Consider the following 19,855-nt stretch of genomic DNA (forward strand, 5'->3'; position numbering starts at 1 on the left):
TAGACTGCCGCGCGTGGCCAAGGTGACGCGGGACGATGTGGCGAGACTGGCGGGGACGTCGACCGCGGTCGTCAGCTACGTCATCAACAACGGACCGAGGCCGGTCGCCCCGGCCACGCGCGAGCGGGTGCTCGCCGCGATCAAGGAGCTGGGCTACCGGCCGGACCGGGTTGCCCAGGCGATGGCGTCGCGGCGGACCGATCTCATAGGGATGATCGTGCCGGACGCCCGGCAGCCGTTCTTCGCCGAGATGGCGCACGCGGTCGAACAGGCCGCCGCCGAGCGCGGGAAAATGGTGCTCGTCGGCAACTCCGACTACCGCGACGAGCGCGAGGTCCACTATCTGCGGGCCTTCCTCGGCATGCGGGTCTCCGGCCTGATCCTGGTCAGCCAGGGCCCCAGTGAGCGGGCGGCGGCCGAGATAGAGGCGTGGGACGCGCGGGTCGTGCTGCTGCACGAGCGGCCGGAGGCGATCGACGACGTCGCGGTCGTCACCGACGACGTCGGCGGCGCCCAGCTCGCCACCCGGCACCTGCTGGAGCACGGCAACGAGTACGTGGCGTGTCTGGGCGGCGTGGAGTCCACCCCGGCGGTCGGTGACCCGGTCGCCGACCACGTCGAGGGCTGGCGCCGGGCGATGCACGAGTCGGGGCGCTCGACGGAGGGCCGGCTCTTCCAGGCCCCGTACAACCGTTACGACGCCTATCAGGTGGCGCTGAAGCTGCTCGCCGGGCCGGACCGGCCGCCGGCGATCTTCTGCTCGACGGACGACCAGGCGATCGGGGTGCTGCGGGCCGCGCGCGAGCTGCGCATCGATGTGCCCGGGGAGCTCGCGGTGGCGGGCTTCGACGACGTGAAGGAAGCCGGGCTGACCGATCCGCCGCTGACGACGGTCTCCTCCGACCGCCCGGCGATGGCGCGGGCCGCGGTGGACCTGGTGCTCGACGACTCGTTGCGGGTGTCGGGGTCGCGGCGGGAGCGGCTGAAGCAGTTCCCGTCGGCGCTGGTGGTGCGGCGCTCGTGCGGCTGCGGGGAGCCATCGGTCAGGTAGCGGAGGGTCGGGCGGCGGACCGTCCCCTGGGCGGACCGGCCCCCGGACGGGCCGTTCCCTGTCCGGCCGGGGCCGCGCTCCTCACCGTGCCGGGGCCGCCTTCCCATCGGGCCGGGGCCGCGCCTCCAGCGGACCGGGGCCGCCTCCTTATATCGGGCATACGAGCTTCTGCCGGGCTTCTCAGCGCGTGCTCAGGCTTCTCTCATCTTCGCCCGACACGCTCATATGCATGACAGAGAGCCAGCGCCCGAGCGGCGAGTACCCGATGTACCCCTCGTACGGCAACGGCGACGCGGCCTACCCGCCGCCGCCGTCATACCAGCCCGCGCAGCCGATCGCGACGGGCCCCGGAACCACCGTGTGGCCCAGCGGGAACGACGGCAGCAGCGGCAACGGCAGCGGCGGCAACGGGGTCGGCGGACCGGACTTCCCGCCGCCCGCACCCCAGGAACCGGCCGCGCCCCGGAACCGGGCCAGGCGGCCGGTCGCCCTCCTCGCGGCCGTGGCGATCGTGGCGGCGATCGTCGGCGGCGGCACCGCCACCGTCATCGAGCAGCTCACCGGCGACAGCTCGAACAGCGCGAGCAGCGTCATCCCCGGCACCACTGTCTCGCAGAGCAGCAAGGGCACCGTCTCCGGTGTCGCCGAGGCCGTCTCGCCGATGATCGTCGAGGTCAACGCGACCTCGACGGCGGGCGAGTCCACCGGCTCCGGCGTGGTCATCACGTCCGACGGCGAGGTCGTCACCAACAACCACGTCATCTCCGGCGCCTCGTCGATCAAGGTGACGCTCAGCACCGGCAAGACGTACACCGCCGATGTCGTCGGCACCGACCCCGACAAGGACCTCGCGCTGATCAAGCTCCGGGGCGCGAGCGGGCTGAAGACGGCCACGCTGGGCGACTCCTCGGCGGTCTCGGTCGGCGACCAGGTCGTGGCGATCGGCTCGCCCGAGGGCCTCACCGGCACCGTCACCAGCGGCATCGTCTCCGCCCTCGACCGCGATGTCACCGTCGCCAAGGAGGACGGCAGCGGTCAGGGCCAGGGCGGACAGAGCGGCGGCGAGCAGTGGCCGTTCGAGTTCGGCGGCCGGCAGTTCAACGGCGACACCGGTGAATCCACCACCACGTACAAGGCCATCCAGACCGACGCCTCGCTCAACCCCGGCAACTCCGGCGGCGCGCTCATCAACATGGACGGCGAGATCATCGGCATCAACTCCGCGATGTACTCGGCGAGTTCGTCCGGCGGCTCCAGCAGTTCGAGCGCCGGCAGCGTGGGCCTCGGCTTCGCCATCCCGGTCAACACGCTCAAGGCCGACCTCGACACCCTGCGGGCCGGCAACAGCTCCTGAGACTCCTGAAGCTCCCGAGGAGACCGAAACATGCACCACCCCGCCCACACCCCCACCGGCCCGGCCGACCTGGCCCTGCCCCTCGCACTGCTCGCGACACTCGCGACGCCCTCCGGGGCGGGCCGCGCCCCGGAGGTCCGTGCCGCCGCCGCCCGCAAGCGCCGGGCCGCACGACGACGCGCCGCGGCCGTGCGAGGCTGAGAGCACAACGCCCCGGAACGCCCGGGGACGCACGGCCCGAGAAGAGGACGACGAGCGATGAGCCCCGCCGAAGACGATCCGCAGCGCATCCTGATCGTCGACGACGAGCCCGCCGTGCGCGAGGCCCTGCAGCGCAGCCTCGCATTCGAGGGCTACGGCACCGAGGTGGCCGTCGACGGCCTCGACGCCCTCGCCAAGGCGGATTCGTACGCCCCCGACCTCATCGTCCTCGACATCCAGATGCCCCGGATGGACGGCCTGACCGCCGCCCGCCGGCTCCGCTCCACGGGCACCACCACGCCCATCCTGATGCTCACCGCCCGCGACACCGTCGGCGACCGGGTCACCGGTCTCGACGCGGGCGCCGACGACTACCTGGTCAAGCCCTTCGAGCTGGACGAGCTGTTCGCCCGCATCCGGGCCCTGCTGCGCCGCAGCTCCTACGCGGCCGCGGCGGGCGGCGCCGTCCCCGACGACAATGTGCTGGCCTTCGCGGACCTGCGCATGAACCTGGCCACCCGCGAGGTCACCCGGGGCACCCGCCGGGTCGAGCTGACCCGTACCGAGTTCACCCTGCTGGAGATGTTCCTGGCCCACCCGCGCCAGGTGCTGACCCGCGAGCAGATCCTCAAGGCGGTGTGGGGCTTCGACTTCGAGCCGAGCTCCAACTCCCTGGACGTGTACGTGATGTACCTGCGCCGCAAGACGGAGGCGGGCGGCGAGCCGCGCCTCGTGCACACCGTGCGGGGTGTCGGCTACGCGCTCCGCTCCGGCGGCGGTGACGGATGACCGGCCCCCTGCGCCGGCTCCGCGCCCTGCCGCTGCGGTCCCGGCTCGCACTGCTGGTGGCGACGGCGGTGGCGGTCGCGGTCGCGGCGGTCGCGGCGGGCTGCTGGTTCGCGACGAAGGCGCAGCTGGAGAGCCAGCTGGATGCCTCGCTGCGCAATGTCACGGTCAGCGACGACTACCTGCAGAAGCTGTTCATCGCCTGCACCCACCCCGACCGGGCGACCGTCCCGCCGATCGCGGGGACGTACACCGTGCAGCTCGTCACCGTGTCCGGGAGCACCTGCACCTCCGCCGGGGCCTCACCGATCGGCGTGACGGCCGCCGACATCGCCGTGGCCGCCGGTGTGCGGGACGACGTCCTGCACACGGCCAGCACGAAGAGCGGCGAGAAGATGCGCGTGTACACGTACGCGTACGAGACCCGCAACCCGGCACCCGGCCTGGTCCCGGGAAGCTTCGCGGTCTCCATCGCCCGTCCGATGAGCGAGATCGACGACCCGCTCTCCACCCTCGCCTGGATGCTCCTGGCCGTCTCCGGCATCGGCGTCGTCGGCGCGGGCGCGGCCGGTCTCTGGGTCGCCCGCACCGGACTGCGCCCCGTCGACGAGCTCACCGAGGCCGTCGAGCACGTCGCCCGTACCGAGGACCTCACCGTCCGCATCCCGGTCGACGGCGAGGACGAGATCGCCCGGCTGTCCCGCTCCTTCAACTCGATGACCGCGTCCCTGGCCAGCTCCCGCGACCGCCAGGCCCAGCTGATCGCGGACGCCGGCCACGAGCTGCGGACCCCGCTGACGTCGCTGCGCACCAACGTCGAACTCCTCGCCCGCAGCGAGGACACCGGCCGGGCCATCCCGCCCGACGACCGCAAGGCCCTGATGAAGTCGGTCAAGGCCCAGATGACCGAGCTGGCCTCACTCATCGGCGACCTCCAGGAACTGGCCCGCCCCGACGCCCCCACCCCTGGCCCGCTCCAGGTCGTCGCGCTGCACGACATCGCGGACACCGCCCTGGAACGCGCCCGGCTGCGCGGCCCCGAGCTGACCCTCAGGGCGGACCTGACCCCCTGGTACGTACGGGCCGAGCCCGCCGCGCTGGAGCGGGCGGTGGTCAACGTCCTGGACAACGCGGTCAAGTTCAGCCCACCCCGCGGCACGATCGAGATCGCCCTGCGCGACGGCGAACTGACCGTGCGGGACCAGGGCCCCGGCATCCCCGCCGACGAACTCCCCCACGTCTTCGAACGCTTCTGGCGCTCCCCGTCCGCCCGCCAGCTCCCCGGCTCGGGCCTGGGCCTGTCGATCGTCGCCCGCACGGTCCAGCAGTCGGGCGGCGAGATCACCCTGCGCCCGGCGGCGGAGGGTCCGGGCACGATCGCCTCGATCCGCCTGCCGGGGGCGCCGCAGCCGCCGCCGGGGCTGTGAGCCCTTCACGTTCAGCGTGACGACTGCATGCGCCTGGCCCCGGACCGCTGCCGCCAGCACATGCCGGTCCTTGGGGTCGTTCGCCATGGCGGGTATGAGTGCCTCGTACCCCGACACAAGGCTGTCGGGAAATGTGCCCGCCATCGCTTCGACGATTCCCTTGGCCTTCAAGGCCCCGATACGCTCGCCGACGTTCCTGGTCAGTTCGTCCAGGATGTCGGTGGACCAGAGCGGTTCGTAGAGCTCGGCCTCGGCGAGTCTCAGCAATGCGGTCCCTGAGGTAGTTCGGGAAGAGGACACAGGTGCCCAGGACGACGCGCTGCACATCGCTCCAGTCGGCTCGGGCGGATTCAACTGATCAGTTGTCGTAGAGACCGGCGTCCTCGGTCAGTCCGACCAGTTCGTCCAGTCCTCGGCGACGCTGCGAGCGTCTCTTCTCCTTGTAGTCGAGAACGTCGGCCAAGAGCACTCTGCGGTGCCTTCCCGGCCGCGAGAAGGGGATCCCGCCCTCATCGAGGATCTTGACGAACGTCGGCCGACTGACCCCCAGGAGGTCGGCAGCCTCTTGCGTGGTCAGCGTGGTGTTCACCAGTGCGACCGTCACGGCCTTGCCCTCCGACAGGGCCCGCACCACCACCATCAGCGCCTCGTAGACCTCCGGGGGCAGCGTGCGCGTGGCGCCGTCGGGGCCGCGCAGCAGGGACGGCTCCACAGCTTGCGGGGCCTGGTCCAGGAAGGCGCAGAGCTCGGCGATCTCCGCGCGGTGCTCGGGCAGCAGAGTGCGGTCTTCAGTAGTGCCGTGCATGGCTCTGCCTCCTTTGAGAGCAGACCCAGCATCGCGCAATTCGAAAGAAACGCAAGCGCCGTGTCGGTCAGGGCGCAGATCCCCGGGTTGCGCCGAATCAGGGATTCGACCAGGCCCGACGGCGGCCCCGGGCCCGCTCACCGGCCGACGGAGCGCCAGATGTGGTCCGGGACCGTCCGTTCGGCTTCTTCCATGTCGATGTCCCCGACGGAGAGCCAGCGGCGCACGATGCCCGTCACGGGGCCCAGGATCAGCGATTCCAGTACGGGCAGGGGCAGGTCGACGAGCTGCCCCGACGCCTGATGGGCATGCAGCCAGGCCGCGATCGGGGCCAGCCGGGCTTCCTGGGCGCCCCGGAGCTGACGGGCGTGTGCGGCGATCTCGCGGTCCGCGGTGACGGAGTGCATGAGCCGTGCCGCGTCCGGGTGGAGCTGGGCGAAGCGCAGGTAGGCCCGCACCACGGCGTGGACGCCGGAACGGGCGTCGTCCGTCTGCTCCAATGCCTTGCCCAGATCGTCGAGGAGCCGGCCCAGCCAGGACTGTGCGAGCGCGAGCGCCACTCCTTGGAGGCTGCCGAAGTGGTGGTAGATGCTTCCCGCACTGACCCCGCTGGCCGAGGTGATCGCGCCGAGCGTGAGGCCGGCTTCGCCCTCCGCCGCATAGATGTCGAGTGCGCAGTCGAGCACCTGGGCGGCAGTGGCCTCACCACGTTGTTGCTTCGGGCTCATCGATGCCGTCCTCGTTCCCGGAACCGGAGGTCCCTCGTGGAGTGTCTCCGGGAACAGCGTAGTGAAGCTTCTGGAATTCTTTCCGGAAGTAGTTCCAATAGCTGCGTGTCGTACCTCAGACTGAACACCGATTGCGTCAAGTCGCAGCAGAGCACGCGGATTTCGGATGACTGAGACGGTCCCACGGGCTGCGGCGCGGGACACGCGGGGGAGCGTTCGAACATGGCCGGCGTGCACAACGACGATCACGAGAGCAGCGAGGACAACGTCGACGGCGGCATCAAGCCGCTGACCGCGAACGACCCGGCCCGCATCGGGCCCTATCTGTTGCTCGGCAGGCTCGGCGCGGGCGGTATGGGCCGGGTCTATCTCGCCCGTTCCGAGGGCGGCCGCACCGTCGCGGTCAAGGTGGTGCACGCGGAGCACGTCGCGGATCCCCAGTTCAGGGCCCGCTTCCGCCGCGAGGTCGACGCGGCGAGGCGGGTGGGCGAGCGCTACACCGCGCCCGTGCTGGACGCCGCCCCCGACGAGGAGTACCCCTGGGTGGCCACCGGCTACGTACCGGGGCTCTCCCTCGAACAGGTCGTACGGGGCCACGGCGCGCTGCCCGCCGAGGCCGTGCTCGCCCTCGCCGACGGGCTCCTGCGGGCACTCAAGGACATCCACGCGGCCGGAATCGTCCACCGCGACCTCAAGCCCTCGAACGTGATGATCACGATGGAGGGTGCCAAGGTCATCGACTTCGGCATCGCCCGTGCCGTCGAGACCTCGGTCGAATCCCTGCTCACCAGCACGGGGATGGTGATCGGGACACCGGGGTTCATGGCCCCGGAGCAGATCCTCGGCGAGAGCGCGAGCCCGAAGAGCGATGTGTTCACGCTCGGGACCGTACTGACCTACGCGGCGACCGGAACGCTTCCGTTCGGCCACGCGGCGAGCAACCAGCACGCGGTGATGTACCGCATAGTGGAGGCCGACCCCGACCTCGAACCGGTGCGCGACGAGCGTCTGCGCACCCTGATCACCCGCCTCCTGACCAAGTCGGTCAGCGAACGCCCGTCCGTGGACGAGCTGTTGGCCGAGCCGGACCGCCGACACCCCGCCCCGGCGCCGGCGTCGTGGCTGCCGGCGGAGGTGGTGGGTCACCTCGCACGGCAGTCGGCGCAGCTCCTGGACGCGGAGGCGGCGCCAGTACGGCAGGAGCGTGTGGACCGCAGCACGGTCGGCCTCCGGCCGGCGGGGCCCGCTCCCGAGGTCGTCCCCGAGGCGGTCCTCGTCGGCGGGACGACCGAGCCGAAGCGCAAGCGGGAGGGGCGCCGGAAGTGGGTCGTGTCCGTCCCCGTGGTCGTACTCCTGGCCGGGGGCGGCGGCACGGTGGCCGTTCTCCAGCCGTTCAGCAGCGACAGCGGAAACCACGCGTCCGCCCCGTCCGCCGGCGCGACTGGTCCGGCCTCCCCCACGTCGCCGTCGTCATCGTCGTCGTCATCACCGGAGGGCACCCCCTCCCCGGGGAAGAAGAGCCCCAACGCCTCCGGAGACAAGGGCAAGAAGGGCGACGACGGCAAGGACGGCCGGGACGGAAAGGACGGCCGGAACGCCCCGGACCCGGGCGGAAGTTCGGGATCCTCCGGCGCGGGCGACACGTCGTCCGCGGGCGGAACCTCGTCCGGCGGATCGTCCAGCAGCTCGTCCGGTGGCGGCGGATCGTCGTCGGGAGGCGGCACCAGCACGTCGGGCGGCGGCGGTTCGAGCGGCACCTCGGGATCCACCGGCGGCTCGGGCGGCGGGACCTCGGTCCCCTCGAAGTTCGTGGGCACCTGGAAGTACGGCGACATGTACAACTCCGGGCAGCCGAACACCATCACCATCTCCCGGGCCGGTGTGGTGCACCTGTCCGACTACCTCTACAACCAGTGCCCGTACGAGGGGAAGGTGACCTCCACGGCGAGTGGCGGCAGCCGTATCAACGTCGGCACCGCCAAGCTCGTCGGCCCCAGCGTCCCCTACTGCCGCCCGAGTCTCGCCCCGTCGTACTTCGTCATCAACGGCAGTGGCATCAAGTTCTACGTGAATTCCGCCGGCTCCGGCTACTACTACAAACGGGCCTGAGACCGGCGGCCGGGGAGGCCACGGCAGGGCCCAGGTCTGCGGCAGGGCCCCGCCCGCGCCCCTCAGACCCCTGGATTGTGCCGGATCAGCGATTCCACCAGGCCCGACCGGGTGGCGGGGAAGTCCAGCGGGACGATCCCGAGCCCGGTCCAGCCCGCCGCCTCCGAGCCGTCCAGGAACGACTGCACCTGCGGGTTGAGCCGGTCCGCGTTCCAGCGCGGCGGCATCAGGGCGGCGGTGCTGACGTAGTTCATGTACAGCTTCCCGGGCTGCTGGGCGGCCTTGCGGAACTGGGCCTCGATCTTCGAGTACTTGGCGAACGGCTCCGCCATGTAGTCGTCCTGGATGTCGAAGAGCCCCGAGTCGGCGTACCGGACACCGGGCAGCCCGCCGTTGTCGGCCAGCAGCACGACCTTGCCGCGCGCCTGACCCAGCGAGGGCAGCGCCGGATCGATACGGAACAGCGGCCGCCAGCCCCGGTTGTCGAGGTAGTCGTCGAAGATCGCCCGGAACGTCGCGTCGCTCTCCTCCGAGTACTCCTGCTTGACCCTCATCAGCACGGTCTCGGTGGGGTGGGCCGCCAGGAAGTCCCAGCAGGCGCCCAGCACATCGCCGAACATCAGGTTCTGGTACGAGGCCCCGTGATGGATCGCGAACGAGCCACCGGTGGCCCGGCACCGCACGTCCAGGAAACGGATGCCGCTGTTCAGCTGCTCCGCGATCGTGGTGTTCTGGCACTCGGTCCAGGGTCCGCCGTAGCGGGCGCCGGAGTCGTGCGAGCCGGGGATCGTGAGGCGCTGCAGCCCGGTGGCGTCGGGGACGGCGCCCATCCAGTCCTGGGTACTGAGGACTTGGCGGTCGGCTGCACCTGCGGATCCCGCGCCGATCAGGACGGTGGCGGTGGCGGCGAGTGCGCCGGCCAGGAAGTTCCGGCGAGTGGCGGTGTACGGGCTCATGCGGGAAGTGCCTCCGTCTGCCGTGGGGGGTCGACCCAGGGATTATGGCGGGTGCACGTCACGACGGGAACAGGCCCGACGGCCGTCCCGGGACCGGCAGGTCCATCGGGCCACAGGGGTGGCAGCGATCACCATGCCCCTTCCAGCAGCACCAGGAAGTTCGAACGTGACGGTTGGCCCCTGATGTGTCACGTTCTTTTGCAGGGGGTGGCACCGGGCGGTGTGCGGGATCCGGCACCGTGGACTCGGGCGAGGACCGAGCAAGGGGGCTCGGGCGGGCCGGAGGTGCCCTGGCTGGTGCGGGACGGCTCGGCGGAGGACGCCGACCTGGTGGCGGAGTGGCGGATCCTGGAACCCGCGTGGCGGACCTTCTTCCTACGCGCTCAGGTGCGTGAACTCCTCCAGATCCGCCTGCGGTTGGTCCCCGACAGGAACGAGGTCCGCGCCGTGGACCGGATGTGGCAGGTCACCTAGCGGGAGACACTCCCCGCCTGGCGCTCTCCGCCGAGGCGGCGCGCGGCCAGGTGAGCGTGAGCACGAAGAGCTGGACGCTCGGGCGCGGGGAGGACGGGGAGGACGGCCCGACGCAGACCTTCGGCGTCGACACCTCGGACCTGAAGGACCCGGTGCGCGACGCGGTGCTCGCGGCGGGCTGGACGTGGCGCGGGGTGACGTTCGGAAGCTCTGACGGCCGCGTACGCGGAAGGGCGGTGGGCCCGCCGGCCCACCGCCCCGCTCACCCGCGTACGGGAGTTACTACTGGATGACCGTGATCCGGTCCGCCGCCGGCGGGGCCAGCGGGGCCTCGGCCGTGGAGTGGGCCGACAGGTAGGCGTTGAACAGGTCCAGGTCGGAGGCGCCGACCAGCTTGTTCGTGCCCTCGCCGAGGGCGGCGAAGCCGTCGCCGCCGCCCGCCAGGAACTCGTTCATCGCGACGCGGTAGGTCTTGGCCGGGTCGATCGCCTCACCGTTGAGCTTGATGGTGTCGGTGACCACGCGGGCCGCGCCCGTCTTCGTCATGTCCAGGGTGTAGGTGAGGCCCTTGGAGACCTGGAGGATCTTCGGGCTGGCCTCGTTGGAGCCGCTGACCTGCTGCTGGAGCGCGGCGACCAGCTGGGCTCCGGTGAGGTCGACGACGTTCATCATGTTGGTGAAGGGCTGCACGGTGAAGGACTCCCCGTACGTCACCACCCCGTCGCCCTCGGCGCCGCTCGCCTTGTGCACCAGGTCCGCGCGGATGCCGCCCGGGTTCATGAGGGCGACGACCGCCCCGCCCTTGTCCGCCGGGGCCAGGCCCTCCAGCTGGGCGTCGGCGATCAGGTCGCCGAGCGGCTTCTCGGGGGCCGTGGAGCCGCGGCCGTTGATGTCGGCGGTGATGTAGCCCTGCGGCCGGTTCGCGATGGGCGCCGCGAGGGTGTTCCAGCGCGCGATCAGGGCCGTCATGTCATTGGCCTTGGGCTGGTCCCGGCTGACGATGTGGTTCGCCGAGGTGGGGTTCGAGGGGCTCGACGACTTCACCGACGTACGGACGATGTCCTTGGTGCGGCGGTCGTACGTGAGCGTCGTGTCGGTGTAGAGCTTGCCGAAGGAGGACGCCGAGGTGACCAGGCGCGGGTTGCCCGCCGGGTCCGGGATGGTGCACACGTACGCCTGGTGGGTGTGGCCCGTGACCAGGGCGTCGACCTTGGGCGTGATGCCCTTGGCGATGTCGGTGATCGGCCCGGAGATGCCGTCACCGGCGCCGGAGCTGTCGCAGTCGTAGTTGTACGAGGTGGAGGCCGGGGCCCCGCCCTCGTGGATCAGCGCGACGATGGACTTGACGCCCTGGCGGTCCAGCTTCTTGGCGTACTTGTTGATCGTCTCGATCTCGTCGTGGAACTTCAGGCCCTTGACGCCGTTGGCCGTGACGATGTTCGGCGTGCCCTCCAGGGTCACCCCGATGAAGCCGATCTTGACGCCGTTCTTCTTCCAGACCGTGTACGGCTTGAGGATCGGCTTGCCGGACTTCTCGTTCGTCACATTGGCGGCGAGGTAGGGGAAGTCGGCACCCTCGAACTTCTTGTCCTTCTCGTAGCACCCCTCGACCGGGTGACAGCCGCCGTTCTGGAGGCGGGCCAGCTCGGTGGCGCCCTCGTCGAACTCGTGGTTGCCGACGGTCGTGACATCGAGGTCGATCTTGTTGAGCGCCTCGATGGTCGGCTCGTCGTGGAAGAGACCGGACAGCAGCGGGCTCGCGCCCACCATGTCGCCGCCGGCCGCGGTGATCGAGTACGGGTGCCCCTTGCGCGCGGTGCGCAGCGAGGAGGCGAGGTACTCGACGCCGCCGGCCGGGATCGCCTTGGTCGTACCGTCCGCCTGCGTCTCGGTGACCGTGCCGGCCGAGCCGGCCGGCGGCTCCAGGTTCCCGTGCAGGTCGTTGAAGGACAGCAGCTGTACGTCGACGGTGCGGCCCGGCTTGTGGTGGCCGTGCCCGTGACCGTGGCCGTGGCGGTCCTGGGCGCCGGCCGGCATCGCGGCGACGAGCGCGCCCATGGTGGCGAGCCCGGCCGCGGCGGCGAGCACCCGCCGGGATGCGCGGTTCTTCTGCGGTGTCGCTGACATCGGTCCCCTTGTGAGTTCAGCGGGAGGTCGAAAGTGGTGACGAGTCTGGAGACTTCGTGCGCAGCCTAGGGTCAACGCGCGTAGCGCGACAGGTTTCCGCGGTTACGAACTGGTTGCCATGCGGTGAGGCACCGAGGTCGCCGCCTGCCGTCGGCACGCATGCCGGGCTGCCCGACCGGGTGCGCGAGCTGCTGCCGAGCGCCGGAGATCTCTCCCGTATCGCCGACGGTGTGCTGAACACACCGCAGACCGCCGACCGAGTCCCGAAGCGCCCGCACACCACCCCGGTATGCACCCCGCCCCCTTAGGCTCGTAGACATGACGACTGACGCACCCCTCCCCGCTCCCGGACGCGAGATCCGGACGCTCGACGAGCTCTCCCCCGAGCAGGCGGACGCCGTGTCCGATCTGCTCGCCGAGGCGGCCCGGTCCGACGGCAGGCAGGCCGTCTCCGAGCAGGGGCGGTTGCAGCTTCGGGGCGGGCAGCGGGAGGGGGTCCGGCACCTGCTGCTGACCAGCGGGCCGGTCCTGGTCGGGTACGCACAGCTGGAGGACACCGACCCCGTCGAGGCTCCGGCCGCCGAGCTGGTCGTGCATCCGGCGTACCGGGGGCAGGGCCACGGGCGGGCGCTGGGCGCGGCGCTGCTCGCCGTGACCGGGAAGCGGCTGCGGGTGTGGGCGCACGGCGGGAAGTCCGCGGCGCGGCATCTCGCGCAGGTCCTCGGCCTCTCGCTCTTCCGTGAACTGCGCCAGCTGCGCCGCCCGTTGGCCCCGCTGGACATCGCGGAGCCGGTGCTGCCGCCCGGCGTCACCATCCGCACCTTCGTGCCCGGCGAGGACGACGCCGCCTGGCTCGCGGTGAACCGCGCCGCCTTCGCGCACCACCCGGAGCAGGGTTCGCTGACCCAGCGCGACCTGGACGACCGCAAGGCGGAGCCGTGGTTCGACCCGAAGGGGTTCTTCCTGGCCGAGCGCGACGGCGAGCTGATCGGCTTCCACTGGACGAAGGTGCACGCCGAGGAGCAGCTCGGCGAGGTGTACGTCGTCGGCATCCGGCCCGACGCGCAGGGCGGCGGGCTCGGCAAGGCGCTCACCGCGATCGGGCTGCGCCATCTGGCCGCCGAGGCACTGCCGACCGCGATGCTCTACGTGGACGCGGACAACAAGGCGGCGCTGGCCGTCTACGAGCGGATGGGCTTCGCGACACACGAGGTGGACCTGATGTACCGCACGGAGTCCTGAGGCAAGGGCCTACGGGCCCAACTCCCCCCAGGGGCGGCGTCGCTTGACGCCGCCCCTTCTTTGCGCCACCCTTTCACTACTCAATTAGTGAAAGGGGTGAACATGGCAGAGTCCGCAGCGGTCGAGTACCGCATCGACCGGCGCAGCGGCGTCGCCACGTACCTCCAGATCGTCCAGCAGACCAAGCAAGCGCTCCGTCTCGGTCTGCTGGAGCCCGGCGACCGGCTGCCCACCGCGCGCGAGGTCGTCGAAGCCACCGCCATCAACCCGAACACCGTGCTCAAGGCCTACCGGGAGCTGGAGCGCGAGGGCCTGGTCGAGGCCCGGCGCGGGCTCGGCACCTTCGTCACCCGGACCCTCGGCGGCGCGGCGGCCGCCGACGACGCACCGCTGCGCGCCGAACTCGCCGACTGGACCCGCCGGGCCCGCGCGGCCGGGCTGGAGAAGGACGACGTGAGCGCGCTCTTCACCGCCGTACTGGACAGGACTTTCAAGGGGGATCAAGCCGGATGACAGGCGCTGCGATCGAGGCCACCGGCCTCGGCATGAAGTACCGGGGCAGAGGCAGGGGGTGGGCGCTGCGCGACTGCTCCTTCCGGCTGCCCGCCGGGCGGGTGTGTGCCCTCGTCGGACCCAACGGCGCGGGCAAGTCCACCCTGCTGGCCCTCGCGGCCGGCTTCCTGCGGCCGTCGGAGGGGATGGTGCGGGTACTGGGCACGGCTCCCGGCCAGGCCCGTGCCCGGATGGCCTTCGTGGCCCAGGACAAGCCGCTGTACCCGCAGTTGACGGTCGCCGCGACGCTCTGGGCGGGCGACGAGCTGAACCCCGCCACCTGGGACCAGGACACCGCCGAACGCATCGCCGGGGAGCTCCCGCGCGACGCCCGGGTCCGTGACCTCTCCGGCGGCCAGCGCACCCGGCTCGCCCTGGCCCTCGCGCTGGGCAAGCGGCCCGAACTGCTGCTGCTGGACGAGCCGATGGCCGACCTCGACCCGCTCGCCCGCCACCAGCTGATGGGCGCCCTGATGGCGGAGGCCGCCGAGCACTCCACCACGATCGTGATGTCCTCGCACATCCTCACCGAGCTGGAGGGCGCCTGCGACTACCTCCTGCTCGTCGACGGCGGCCGGATCCGCCTCGGCGGCGAGACGGAGGACCTCCTCGCCGCGCACACCCTGCTCACCGGCCCGGTACGGGACACCGCACCGCACACCGTCGTCGAGTCCCGCACCGCGGGACGGCTGCAGACCGCACTCGTACGGAGGCAGGGACCCGTGGACACCGACGTCTGGGAGGCCACCGAGCCTTCCCTGGAGGAACTGCTGCTGGCGCATCTGCGGTCGCCGGAGGCCCCGGCGCTGCTGACGCCGAGCGCGGCGGCCGGCAAGGCCGGCCAGGAGGTGGCTGCGGTATGAGCGCGATCACTCTGCGCGGCCCGGTACGGGTCGTCGTACGCCAGCACCGCCGTGCTCTGTGGGCGACGGCCGCACTGCTGCTGCTCGGAATCGGCACCGTGGTCGCGTTGCGGATATGGATCGCGAACAGCGACGAGCTGTGTGCCGACGGCGACACCACCACATGCGGGGACGACTTCTACCTGCCGTCCTACGCGCGGACCACCGCGGAGACGTTCATGTCGAACGGCGGCACGATCATGGTGCTGCTCGGCCTGCTCGTCGGAGTCTTCGTGGCGGGCCCGCTGATCGCCCGGGAGCTGGAGAGCGGAACATTCAGGCTGGCCTGGGCCCAGTCCGCCTCACCTGCGCAGTGGCTGGCGGCGCGGCTCGCGGTTCCCGCCGCCCTGGCGGTCTCCGGGACCACCGTCCTGGCCCTCGCCTACGGCTGGGGCAGGTCCTACCTGCTGCAGAGCCAGAACTCCTCCGGGCTCGGCTGGTACGAAACCAGCGTCAATCCCGCCCTCGGAACGACCGCGGCCGCCTTCGCCCTGCTGGCAGTGGCCGTCGGAGCCCTGTGCGCCCTGCTCCTACGCCGTACCGTCCTGGCCATGGGCGTCACCGTCGTCCTCCTCGGCACGGTCGCGGTGGGCCTCGGCAGGGTCCGTCAGTCTCTCTGGCCGACCCTCCGCGCCGTCGGAGAGCAACCGGACAGCGGCTCCTGGTACCTCGAATCGGGCATGCTCACCGCCTCCGGCGAGGCGATTTACTGGAAGGACTGCTTCAAGTCCGGCAGGACGGTCCCGGAGGACCCCGCGAGCTGCGTGCGCGACCAGGGCGGTGTCACCGGCTTCTCCGACTACCACCCCGCCTCGCACTTCTGGCCCCTCCAGCTCGTCGAGACCGGCATCCTGCTCGCCCTGGCCGCCCTAGCCGTCGCCGTCGCCTTCCGGGTACTGCGCCGCCGGCACGGCTGACGTCCGTACGTTCCGGGCCCCTCGCCGGGGGTCCGGAACCGGTTCGTATGACCAATCCGCGCACGCGACACCGCTTCCTGCACGTCATGTCGCCGTTACCAGCCATTCAGAAGCGCTTGCCACCCTTTCAGGATGCAGCCAGCCGTGCCGACCTCCCGCAACGGGAGAAAACCCGGCGGAGACCGCACGAACGACGTCAACCGTGCGTTCCCCGCGATCTCCGCCCCCTCCGGCGCGCCTCCTGAGCCATTCGCGCGGAAGAATAGGGCCATGAGCCAGCAGCCCAGCTCCGAGGTACCGGTCCAGCCCACCGTGCAGCCGTCGGTCGGCTCACTCGCCGCGCACCGGCCGCGCGCCGTCGCCACCGCCGCCTCCAACGGCGCCGCGCTGTCCACCGCCGCCGATCTGGATCCCGACATCGACGCCGACGTCGACGCGTACGAACCCGATGTCGACGGCGACGAGCTGCCACAGGGCCGTTTCCTGGACCGCGAGCGCAGTTGGCTCGCGTTCAACGAACGGGTGCTCGAACTGGCCGAGGACCCCGCGACCCCCCTCCTCGAACGGGCTAATTTCCTCGCCATCTTCGCCTCGAACCTGGACGAGTTCTTCATGGTCCGGGTGGCCGGACTGAAGCGCCGTATCGCCACCGGCGTCGCCACCCGTTCCGCCTCCGGACTCCAGCCCCGCGAGGTCCTGGACCTGATCTGGACCCGCTCGCGCGAGCTCATGGCCCGGCACGCCGCCTGCTACCAGCAGGACGTCGCCCCCGCCCTGTCCGACGAGGGCATACAGCTGATCCGCTGGCCCGAGCTGAACGAGAAGGAGCAGGCCCGCCTGTTCACCTTCTTCCGGCAGCGCGTCTTCCCCGTGCTGACCCCGCTCGCCGTCGACCCGGCGCACCCCTTCCCGTACATCTCGGGGCTCTCGCTCAACCTCGCCGTCGTCGTACGCAACCCGGTCAGCGGCCACCGCCACTTCGCCCGGGTCAAGGTGCCGCCGCTGCTGACCCGCTTCCTGGAGGCGTCGCCGCAGCGGTACGTGCCCATAGAGGACGTCATCGCGGCCCACCTCGAAGAGCTCTTCCCGGGCATGGAGGTCCTCGCCCACCACATGTTCCGGGTCACCAGGAACGAGGACCTGGAGGTCGAGGAGGACGACGCCGAGAACCTCCTCAAGGCCCTGGAGAAGGAGCTCATGCGGCGCCGGTTCGGCCCGCCGGTCCGGCTGGAGGTCGAGGAGTCCATCGACCCGTACGTGCTGGACCTGCTGGTGCGCGAGCTGAAGGTGTCCGACGCCGAGGTCTACCCGCTGCCCGGACCGCTCGATCTGACCGGGCTCTTCGGCATAGCGTCCCTGGACCGGCCCGAGCTGAAGTTCCCCAAGTTCATCGCCGGCACCCACCGCGACCTCTCCGAGGTCGAATCCGCCTCCGCGCCCGACGTCTTCGCCGCGCTGCGCGAACGCGACGTGCTCCTGCACCACCCGTACGACTCCTTCTCCACCTCCGTACAGGCGTTCCTGGAGCAGGCCGCGAGCGACCCCGACGTCCTCGCCATCAAGCAGACCCTGTACCGGACCTCGGGCGACTCGCCGATAGTGGACGCCCTCATCGACGCCGCCGAGTCCGGCAAGCAGGTCCTGGTGCTCGTGGAGATCAAGGCCCGCTTCGACGAGCAGGCCAACATCAAGTGGGCGCGGAAGCTGGAGGAGTCCGGCTGCCACGTCGTCTACGGCCTCGTCGGACTGAAGACCCACTGCAAGCTGTCGCTCGTGGTCCGCCAGGAGGGCGACACGCTGCGCCGCTACTCGCACGTCGGGACCGGCAACTACCACCCCAAGACGGCACGGCTGTACGAGGACCTCGGCCTGCTGACGGCGGACCCGCAGGTCGGCGCGGACCTCTCCGACCTCTTCAACCGGCTCTCCGGCTACTCCCGCCGCGAGACCTACCGCCGTCTCCTGGTCGCCCCGAAATCCCTGCGGGACGGGCTGATCACCCGGATCAACAAGGAGATCACCCACCAGCGGGCCGGGCGGACCGCCTACGTCCGCATCAAGGTCAACTCGATGGTCGATGAAGCGATCATCGACGCCTGCTACCGGGCCGCGGCCGCCGGCGTACCGGTCGACATATGGGTACGCGGCATCTGCGCGATCCGCCCCGGCGTCACCGGTCTCTCCGAGAACATCCGGGTCCGCTCGATACTGGGCCGCTTCCTCGAACACTCCCGGGTCTTCGCCTTCGGCAACGGCGGCGAACCCGAAGTGTGGTTCGGCAGCGCCGACATGATGCACCGCAACCTCGACCGCCGGATCGAAGCACTGGTCCGGGTCACCGACCCCGCCCACCGCGCCGCGCTCAGCCGTCTCCTGGAGACCGGCATGGCCGACACCACCTCCTCCTGGCACCTGGGTTCCGACGGGAACTGGACCCGGCACTCCACGGACGCGGACGGCCAGCCGCTGCGGCACGTACAGGAAATGCTCATTGACGCCCGGAGGCGCCGGCGTGCGACGCCATGACCACCAGACGACGCAGGCGGACCTCGCGGACCTTACGGCGGGCGCGGTACTCGCGCCCTACCTTCAGGAACAGGCCGCCGAATTCCTCCGCAGCCTGCGCCTGCACCGCGAGAACAGCGCCCCCACGGACGCCGGGACCCACGGAGCCGAGGAGGCCGCCGGCGCGCTGCGCCGCTCCTCGCGCCGGATCGGCGGCACGCTGCACACCTTCCGGGCGGCGCTGGACGCCACCTGGGCCGAGCAGCTCCGTACCGAACTGGCCTGGCTGTCGGGCACCCTGGCCAGGGAACACGCCTACGCGACCCGGCTGCACCGGCTCCTCGAAGCCCTGCACGCCCTGTCCGGCACCTCGCTGCCCACCGCCCGCAACGGGTCCGGCTCCGACAGCGCCGCCGACAAGGAGCGCGCCGCCCTCGGTGTCGGCGCAGCCCGCGCCGGAGCGCTCCTCGACCGGCAGCTGACCCTCGCCAGGACCCGTGCCCACTCCGCCGCCCTCCAGGCGCTCGGCTCCTCCCGCTTCCACGCGGTGGCCGACTCCGTCGCGCTGCTCGCCTCGGAGGTCCCGCTCGCCCCGGCGGCCGCGGCCCCGGCCGAGGAGATGCTGCACGGGCCCGCCGACCGGGCCGAACAGCAGTTGCTCGGCGCGGTGGCGGCGCTCCCCTCCGGCCAGGCGGTCGAGCCGTACAACGAGGCGCAGGACGCGCCCTGGCACCGGGCCCGGCTGCTGCTGCGGCTGCACCGGTACGCCCACGAGGTGGTGCGGGGCGCCCCCGATCCGGTCCTGACCGCGCCGGGGCGCGCGCTCGATCTGCACCGGGATGCCTCGGAGGCGGCCGCGGCGGCGTCGTCGGCGGCCCGTACGCCCCGCATCGCGCCCGCGACCGCGTACGCCCTGGGCGTGCTCCACGCCGACCAGCGCCATGAGGTGGAGGCCGCCCGCGGCGTGTTCCGGGCGAGCTGGCCGTACGCCGCGGCCGTGACCGCGCCATGAGCGGGACGGTGGGCGCCCGCGGTGCCGGGCGCGCCGGGCGCGCCGGGCGCGCCGGGAGCCCCGGTGCCAAGCGCACCGGGAACGGGCCGGTGCTCGCCGCCGGGTGCGTGCTGTGGCGGCGGTCGGAGCGCTCCGGCATGCTGGAGATCTGTCTGGTCCACCGGCCCCGTTACGACGACTGGTCGCACCCCAAGGGGAAGCTGAAGCGCGGCGAGCCCGCGCTGGACGCCGCCCGGCGCGAGGTCCTGGAGGAGACCGGCCACCACTGCGCCCCCGGGGCCGCGCTCCCCACGATCCGCTATCTCGCGAACGGCCGGCCCAAAGAGGTCGCCTACTGGGCGGCAGAGGCGACCGGCGGCTCCTTCGTGCCCGGCACCGAGGTCGACCGGGTGAGCTGGCTCTCCCCGGCGGCGGCCCGTACCCGTCTCACCCAGGACCGCGACCGGGAGCTGCTGGACGCCCTGCTCGCGACGCTGCCGGAGCACTGACGCCGCCGGGCCCGGCCCCACCGTGCCGCTGACTTCCACCGGGCCCCGGCCAAGGGCCAGAACCACACCGTCCGACACGGTTCACCTTCCGTTCACTCTCCCCCGTAGGCCGCTTCACCTGTTCTGCCTAACTTCGGCAGTGCACGGGGCACGGCGCAACGCCGGAGCACCCACCACATCGCACGCCGTCGTAGAACGAAAAGACCTCGGCGGCTCCTG

19 protein-coding genes and 1 pseudogene are annotated in these 19,855 nt (G+C 71.5%); 15 read left to right on the forward strand and 5 right to left on the reverse strand.

Annotation, left to right across the window (positions count from 1 at the left end):
* Positions 1-13: 13 nt before the first annotated feature.
* The 5 genes from ACFYY7_RS15970 (at position 14) to ACFYY7_RS15990 (ending at position 4,819) form a co-directional block, all read left to right on the forward strand.
* A complete protein-coding gene (locus ACFYY7_RS15970; protein ID WP_388661889.1) occupies positions 14-1,051 on the forward strand; it encodes a LacI family DNA-binding transcriptional regulator in 1,038 nt (345 codons plus the stop codon).
* Between the two features lie 229 nt (positions 1,052-1,280).
* Positions 1,281-2,405, forward strand: a complete 1,125-nt coding sequence (locus ACFYY7_RS15975; protein WP_388661891.1) for a S1C family serine protease — start codon at positions 1,281-1,283, stop codon at positions 2,403-2,405.
* Positions 2,406-2,435: 30 nt separating this feature from the next.
* On the forward strand, positions 2,436-2,606 hold the full coding sequence (locus ACFYY7_RS15980; protein WP_376415178.1) for a hypothetical protein: 171 nt from the start codon (positions 2,436-2,438) through the stop codon (positions 2,604-2,606).
* Between the two features lie 57 nt (positions 2,607-2,663).
* Positions 2,664-3,395 carry a response regulator transcription factor gene (locus tag ACFYY7_RS15985; RefSeq protein ID WP_388661893.1) on the forward strand — a complete coding sequence of 244 codons (732 nt, stop codon included), beginning with the start codon at positions 2,664-2,666 and terminating at the stop codon, positions 3,393-3,395.
* A complete protein-coding gene (locus ACFYY7_RS15990; protein WP_388661895.1) occupies positions 3,392-4,819 on the forward strand; it encodes a sensor histidine kinase in 1,428 nt (475 codons plus the stop codon). Before ACFYY7_RS15985 ends, ACFYY7_RS15990 begins: the two co-directional genes overlap by 4 nt.
* Before the next feature lie 63 nt (positions 4,820-4,882).
* On the opposite strand, the pseudogene ACFYY7_RS15995 reads toward ACFYY7_RS15990, so the two are convergent.
* From ACFYY7_RS15995 to ACFYY7_RS16005, 3 genes and pseudogenes are all read right to left on the reverse strand, one after another.
* Positions 4,883-5,146, reverse strand: a pseudogene (locus ACFYY7_RS15995) (hypothetical protein); the annotation flags it as partial.
* Between the two features lie 31 nt (positions 5,147-5,177).
* Positions 5,178-5,624 carry a helix-turn-helix domain-containing protein gene (locus tag ACFYY7_RS16000; RefSeq protein ID WP_388661897.1) on the reverse strand — a complete coding sequence of 149 codons (447 nt, stop codon included), beginning with the start codon at positions 5,622-5,624 and terminating at the stop codon, positions 5,178-5,180.
* Between the two features lie 137 nt (positions 5,625-5,761).
* Positions 5,762-6,352 carry a TetR/AcrR family transcriptional regulator gene (locus tag ACFYY7_RS16005; RefSeq protein ID WP_388661898.1) on the reverse strand — a complete coding sequence of 197 codons (591 nt, stop codon included), beginning with the start codon at positions 6,350-6,352 and terminating at the stop codon, positions 5,762-5,764.
* Positions 6,353-6,574: 222 nt separating this feature from the next.
* Here ACFYY7_RS16005 and ACFYY7_RS16010 point away from each other — a divergent pair, with 222 nt between their 5' ends.
* Entirely contained in the window at positions 6,575-8,461 is a 1,887-nt protein-coding gene (locus tag ACFYY7_RS16010) for a serine/threonine-protein kinase (protein WP_388661900.1), read from the forward strand.
* 62 nt (positions 8,462-8,523) lie between these two features.
* Here the strand turns inward: ACFYY7_RS16010 and ACFYY7_RS16015 are convergent, their stop codons facing one another.
* Positions 8,524-9,417 carry a phosphatidylinositol-specific phospholipase C gene (locus tag ACFYY7_RS16015; RefSeq protein WP_328512369.1) on the reverse strand — a complete coding sequence of 298 codons (894 nt, stop codon included), beginning with the start codon at positions 9,415-9,417 and terminating at the stop codon, positions 8,524-8,526.
* Between the two features lie 297 nt (positions 9,418-9,714).
* On the opposite strand from ACFYY7_RS16015, the gene ACFYY7_RS16020 reads away from it, so the two are divergent.
* Together ACFYY7_RS16020 and ACFYY7_RS16025 are read left to right on the forward strand one after the other, a co-directional pair.
* Positions 9,715-9,891 (forward strand): hypothetical protein, encoded by a 177-nt coding sequence (locus ACFYY7_RS16020; RefSeq protein ID WP_388661902.1) that lies wholly within the window; start codon positions 9,715-9,717, stop codon positions 9,889-9,891.
* The gene (locus tag ACFYY7_RS16025) at positions 9,876-10,184 is read left to right on the forward strand and encodes a hypothetical protein (protein WP_388661904.1); all 309 of its coding nucleotides are present in this window, start codon (positions 9,876-9,878) and stop codon (positions 10,182-10,184) included. The genes ACFYY7_RS16020 and ACFYY7_RS16025 overlap by 16 nt, the downstream gene beginning before the upstream one ends.
* Here the strand turns inward: ACFYY7_RS16025 and ACFYY7_RS16030 are convergent.
* The gene (locus tag ACFYY7_RS16030; RefSeq protein WP_388661906.1) at positions 10,174-12,018 is read right to left on the reverse strand and encodes a bifunctional metallophosphatase/5'-nucleotidase; all 1,845 of its coding nucleotides are present in this window, start codon (positions 12,016-12,018) and stop codon (positions 10,174-10,176) included. The genes ACFYY7_RS16025 and ACFYY7_RS16030 overlap by 11 nt on opposite strands.
* A gap of 318 nt (positions 12,019-12,336) precedes the next feature.
* Between ACFYY7_RS16030 and mshD the strand changes: the two genes are divergently transcribed.
* The 7 genes from mshD (at position 12,337) to ACFYY7_RS16065 (ending at position 19,636) form a co-directional block, all read left to right on the forward strand.
* The gene (gene mshD / locus ACFYY7_RS16035) at positions 12,337-13,260 is read left to right on the forward strand and encodes a mycothiol synthase (protein ID WP_388661908.1); all 924 of its coding nucleotides are present in this window, start codon (positions 12,337-12,339) and stop codon (positions 13,258-13,260) included.
* 102 nt (positions 13,261-13,362) lie between these two features.
* Positions 13,363-13,773 carry a GntR family transcriptional regulator gene (locus ACFYY7_RS16040; protein WP_388661910.1) on the forward strand — a complete coding sequence of 137 codons (411 nt, stop codon included), beginning with the start codon at positions 13,363-13,365 and terminating at the stop codon, positions 13,771-13,773.
* Positions 13,770-14,675 carry an ABC transporter ATP-binding protein gene (locus ACFYY7_RS16045; protein ID WP_388661912.1) on the forward strand — a complete coding sequence of 302 codons (906 nt, stop codon included), beginning with the start codon at positions 13,770-13,772 and terminating at the stop codon, positions 14,673-14,675. The genes ACFYY7_RS16040 and ACFYY7_RS16045 overlap by 4 nt, the downstream gene beginning before the upstream one ends.
* Positions 14,672-15,631: an ABC transporter permease gene (locus ACFYY7_RS16050; RefSeq protein ID WP_388661914.1), complete on the forward strand. Its 960-nt coding sequence runs from the start codon at positions 14,672-14,674 to the stop codon at positions 15,629-15,631. Before ACFYY7_RS16045 ends, ACFYY7_RS16050 begins: the two co-directional genes overlap by 4 nt.
* Before the next feature lie 270 nt (positions 15,632-15,901).
* The gene (locus tag ACFYY7_RS16055; RefSeq protein ID WP_388661916.1) at positions 15,902-18,157 is read left to right on the forward strand and encodes an RNA degradosome polyphosphate kinase; all 2,256 of its coding nucleotides are present in this window, start codon (positions 15,902-15,904) and stop codon (positions 18,155-18,157) included.
* Positions 18,144-19,148 carry a CHAD domain-containing protein gene (locus ACFYY7_RS16060; RefSeq protein ID WP_388661918.1) on the forward strand — a complete coding sequence of 335 codons (1,005 nt, stop codon included), beginning with the start codon at positions 18,144-18,146 and terminating at the stop codon, positions 19,146-19,148. The genes ACFYY7_RS16055 and ACFYY7_RS16060 overlap by 14 nt, the downstream gene beginning before the upstream one ends.
* Positions 19,145-19,636, forward strand: coding sequence for an NUDIX hydrolase (locus tag ACFYY7_RS16065; RefSeq protein WP_388661920.1), 492 nt, complete (start codon positions 19,145-19,147; stop codon positions 19,634-19,636). Before ACFYY7_RS16060 ends, ACFYY7_RS16065 begins: the two co-directional genes overlap by 4 nt.
* Positions 19,637-19,855 lie beyond the last annotated feature (219 nt).

This window comes from Streptomyces sp. NPDC001933 (assembly GCF_042890955.1).
Taxonomy (GTDB): domain Bacteria; phylum Actinomycetota; class Actinomycetes; order Streptomycetales; family Streptomycetaceae; genus Streptomyces.

Coding starts and splice junctions, on each gene's coding strand:
- ACFYY7_RS16040 (WP_388661910.1), top strand. CDS start 13,363: ATGGCAGAGTCCGCAGCGGTCGAGTACCGCATCGACCGGCGCAGCGGC.
- mshD (WP_388661908.1), top strand. CDS start 12,337: ATGACGACTGACGCACCCCTCCCCGCTCCCGGACGCGAGATCCGGACG.
- ACFYY7_RS15975 (WP_388661891.1), top strand. CDS start 1,281: ATGACAGAGAGCCAGCGCCCGAGCGGCGAGTACCCGATGTACCCCTCG.
- ACFYY7_RS16010 (WP_388661900.1), top strand. CDS start 6,575: ATGGCCGGCGTGCACAACGACGATCACGAGAGCAGCGAGGACAACGTC.
- ACFYY7_RS16000 (WP_388661897.1), bottom strand. CDS start 5,624: ATGCACGGCACTACTGAAGACCGCACTCTGCTGCCCGAGCACCGCGCG.
- ACFYY7_RS15990 (WP_388661895.1), top strand. CDS start 3,392: ATGACCGGCCCCCTGCGCCGGCTCCGCGCCCTGCCGCTGCGGTCCCGG.
- ACFYY7_RS16045 (WP_388661912.1), top strand. CDS start 13,770: ATGACAGGCGCTGCGATCGAGGCCACCGGCCTCGGCATGAAGTACCGG.
- ACFYY7_RS16055 (WP_388661916.1), top strand. CDS start 15,902: ATGAGCCAGCAGCCCAGCTCCGAGGTACCGGTCCAGCCCACCGTGCAG.
- ACFYY7_RS15980 (WP_376415178.1), top strand. CDS start 2,436: ATGCACCACCCCGCCCACACCCCCACCGGCCCGGCCGACCTGGCCCTG.
- ACFYY7_RS16015 (WP_328512369.1), bottom strand. CDS start 9,417: ATGAGCCCGTACACCGCCACTCGCCGGAACTTCCTGGCCGGCGCACTC.
- ACFYY7_RS16050 (WP_388661914.1), top strand. CDS start 14,672: ATGAGCGCGATCACTCTGCGCGGCCCGGTACGGGTCGTCGTACGCCAG.
- ACFYY7_RS16030 (WP_388661906.1), bottom strand. CDS start 12,018: ATGTCAGCGACACCGCAGAAGAACCGCGCATCCCGGCGGGTGCTCGCC.
- ACFYY7_RS15985 (WP_388661893.1), top strand. CDS start 2,664: ATGAGCCCCGCCGAAGACGATCCGCAGCGCATCCTGATCGTCGACGAC.
- ACFYY7_RS16065 (WP_388661920.1), top strand. CDS start 19,145: ATGAGCGGGACGGTGGGCGCCCGCGGTGCCGGGCGCGCCGGGCGCGCC.
- ACFYY7_RS16005 (WP_388661898.1), bottom strand. CDS start 6,352: ATGAGCCCGAAGCAACAACGTGGTGAGGCCACTGCCGCCCAGGTGCTC.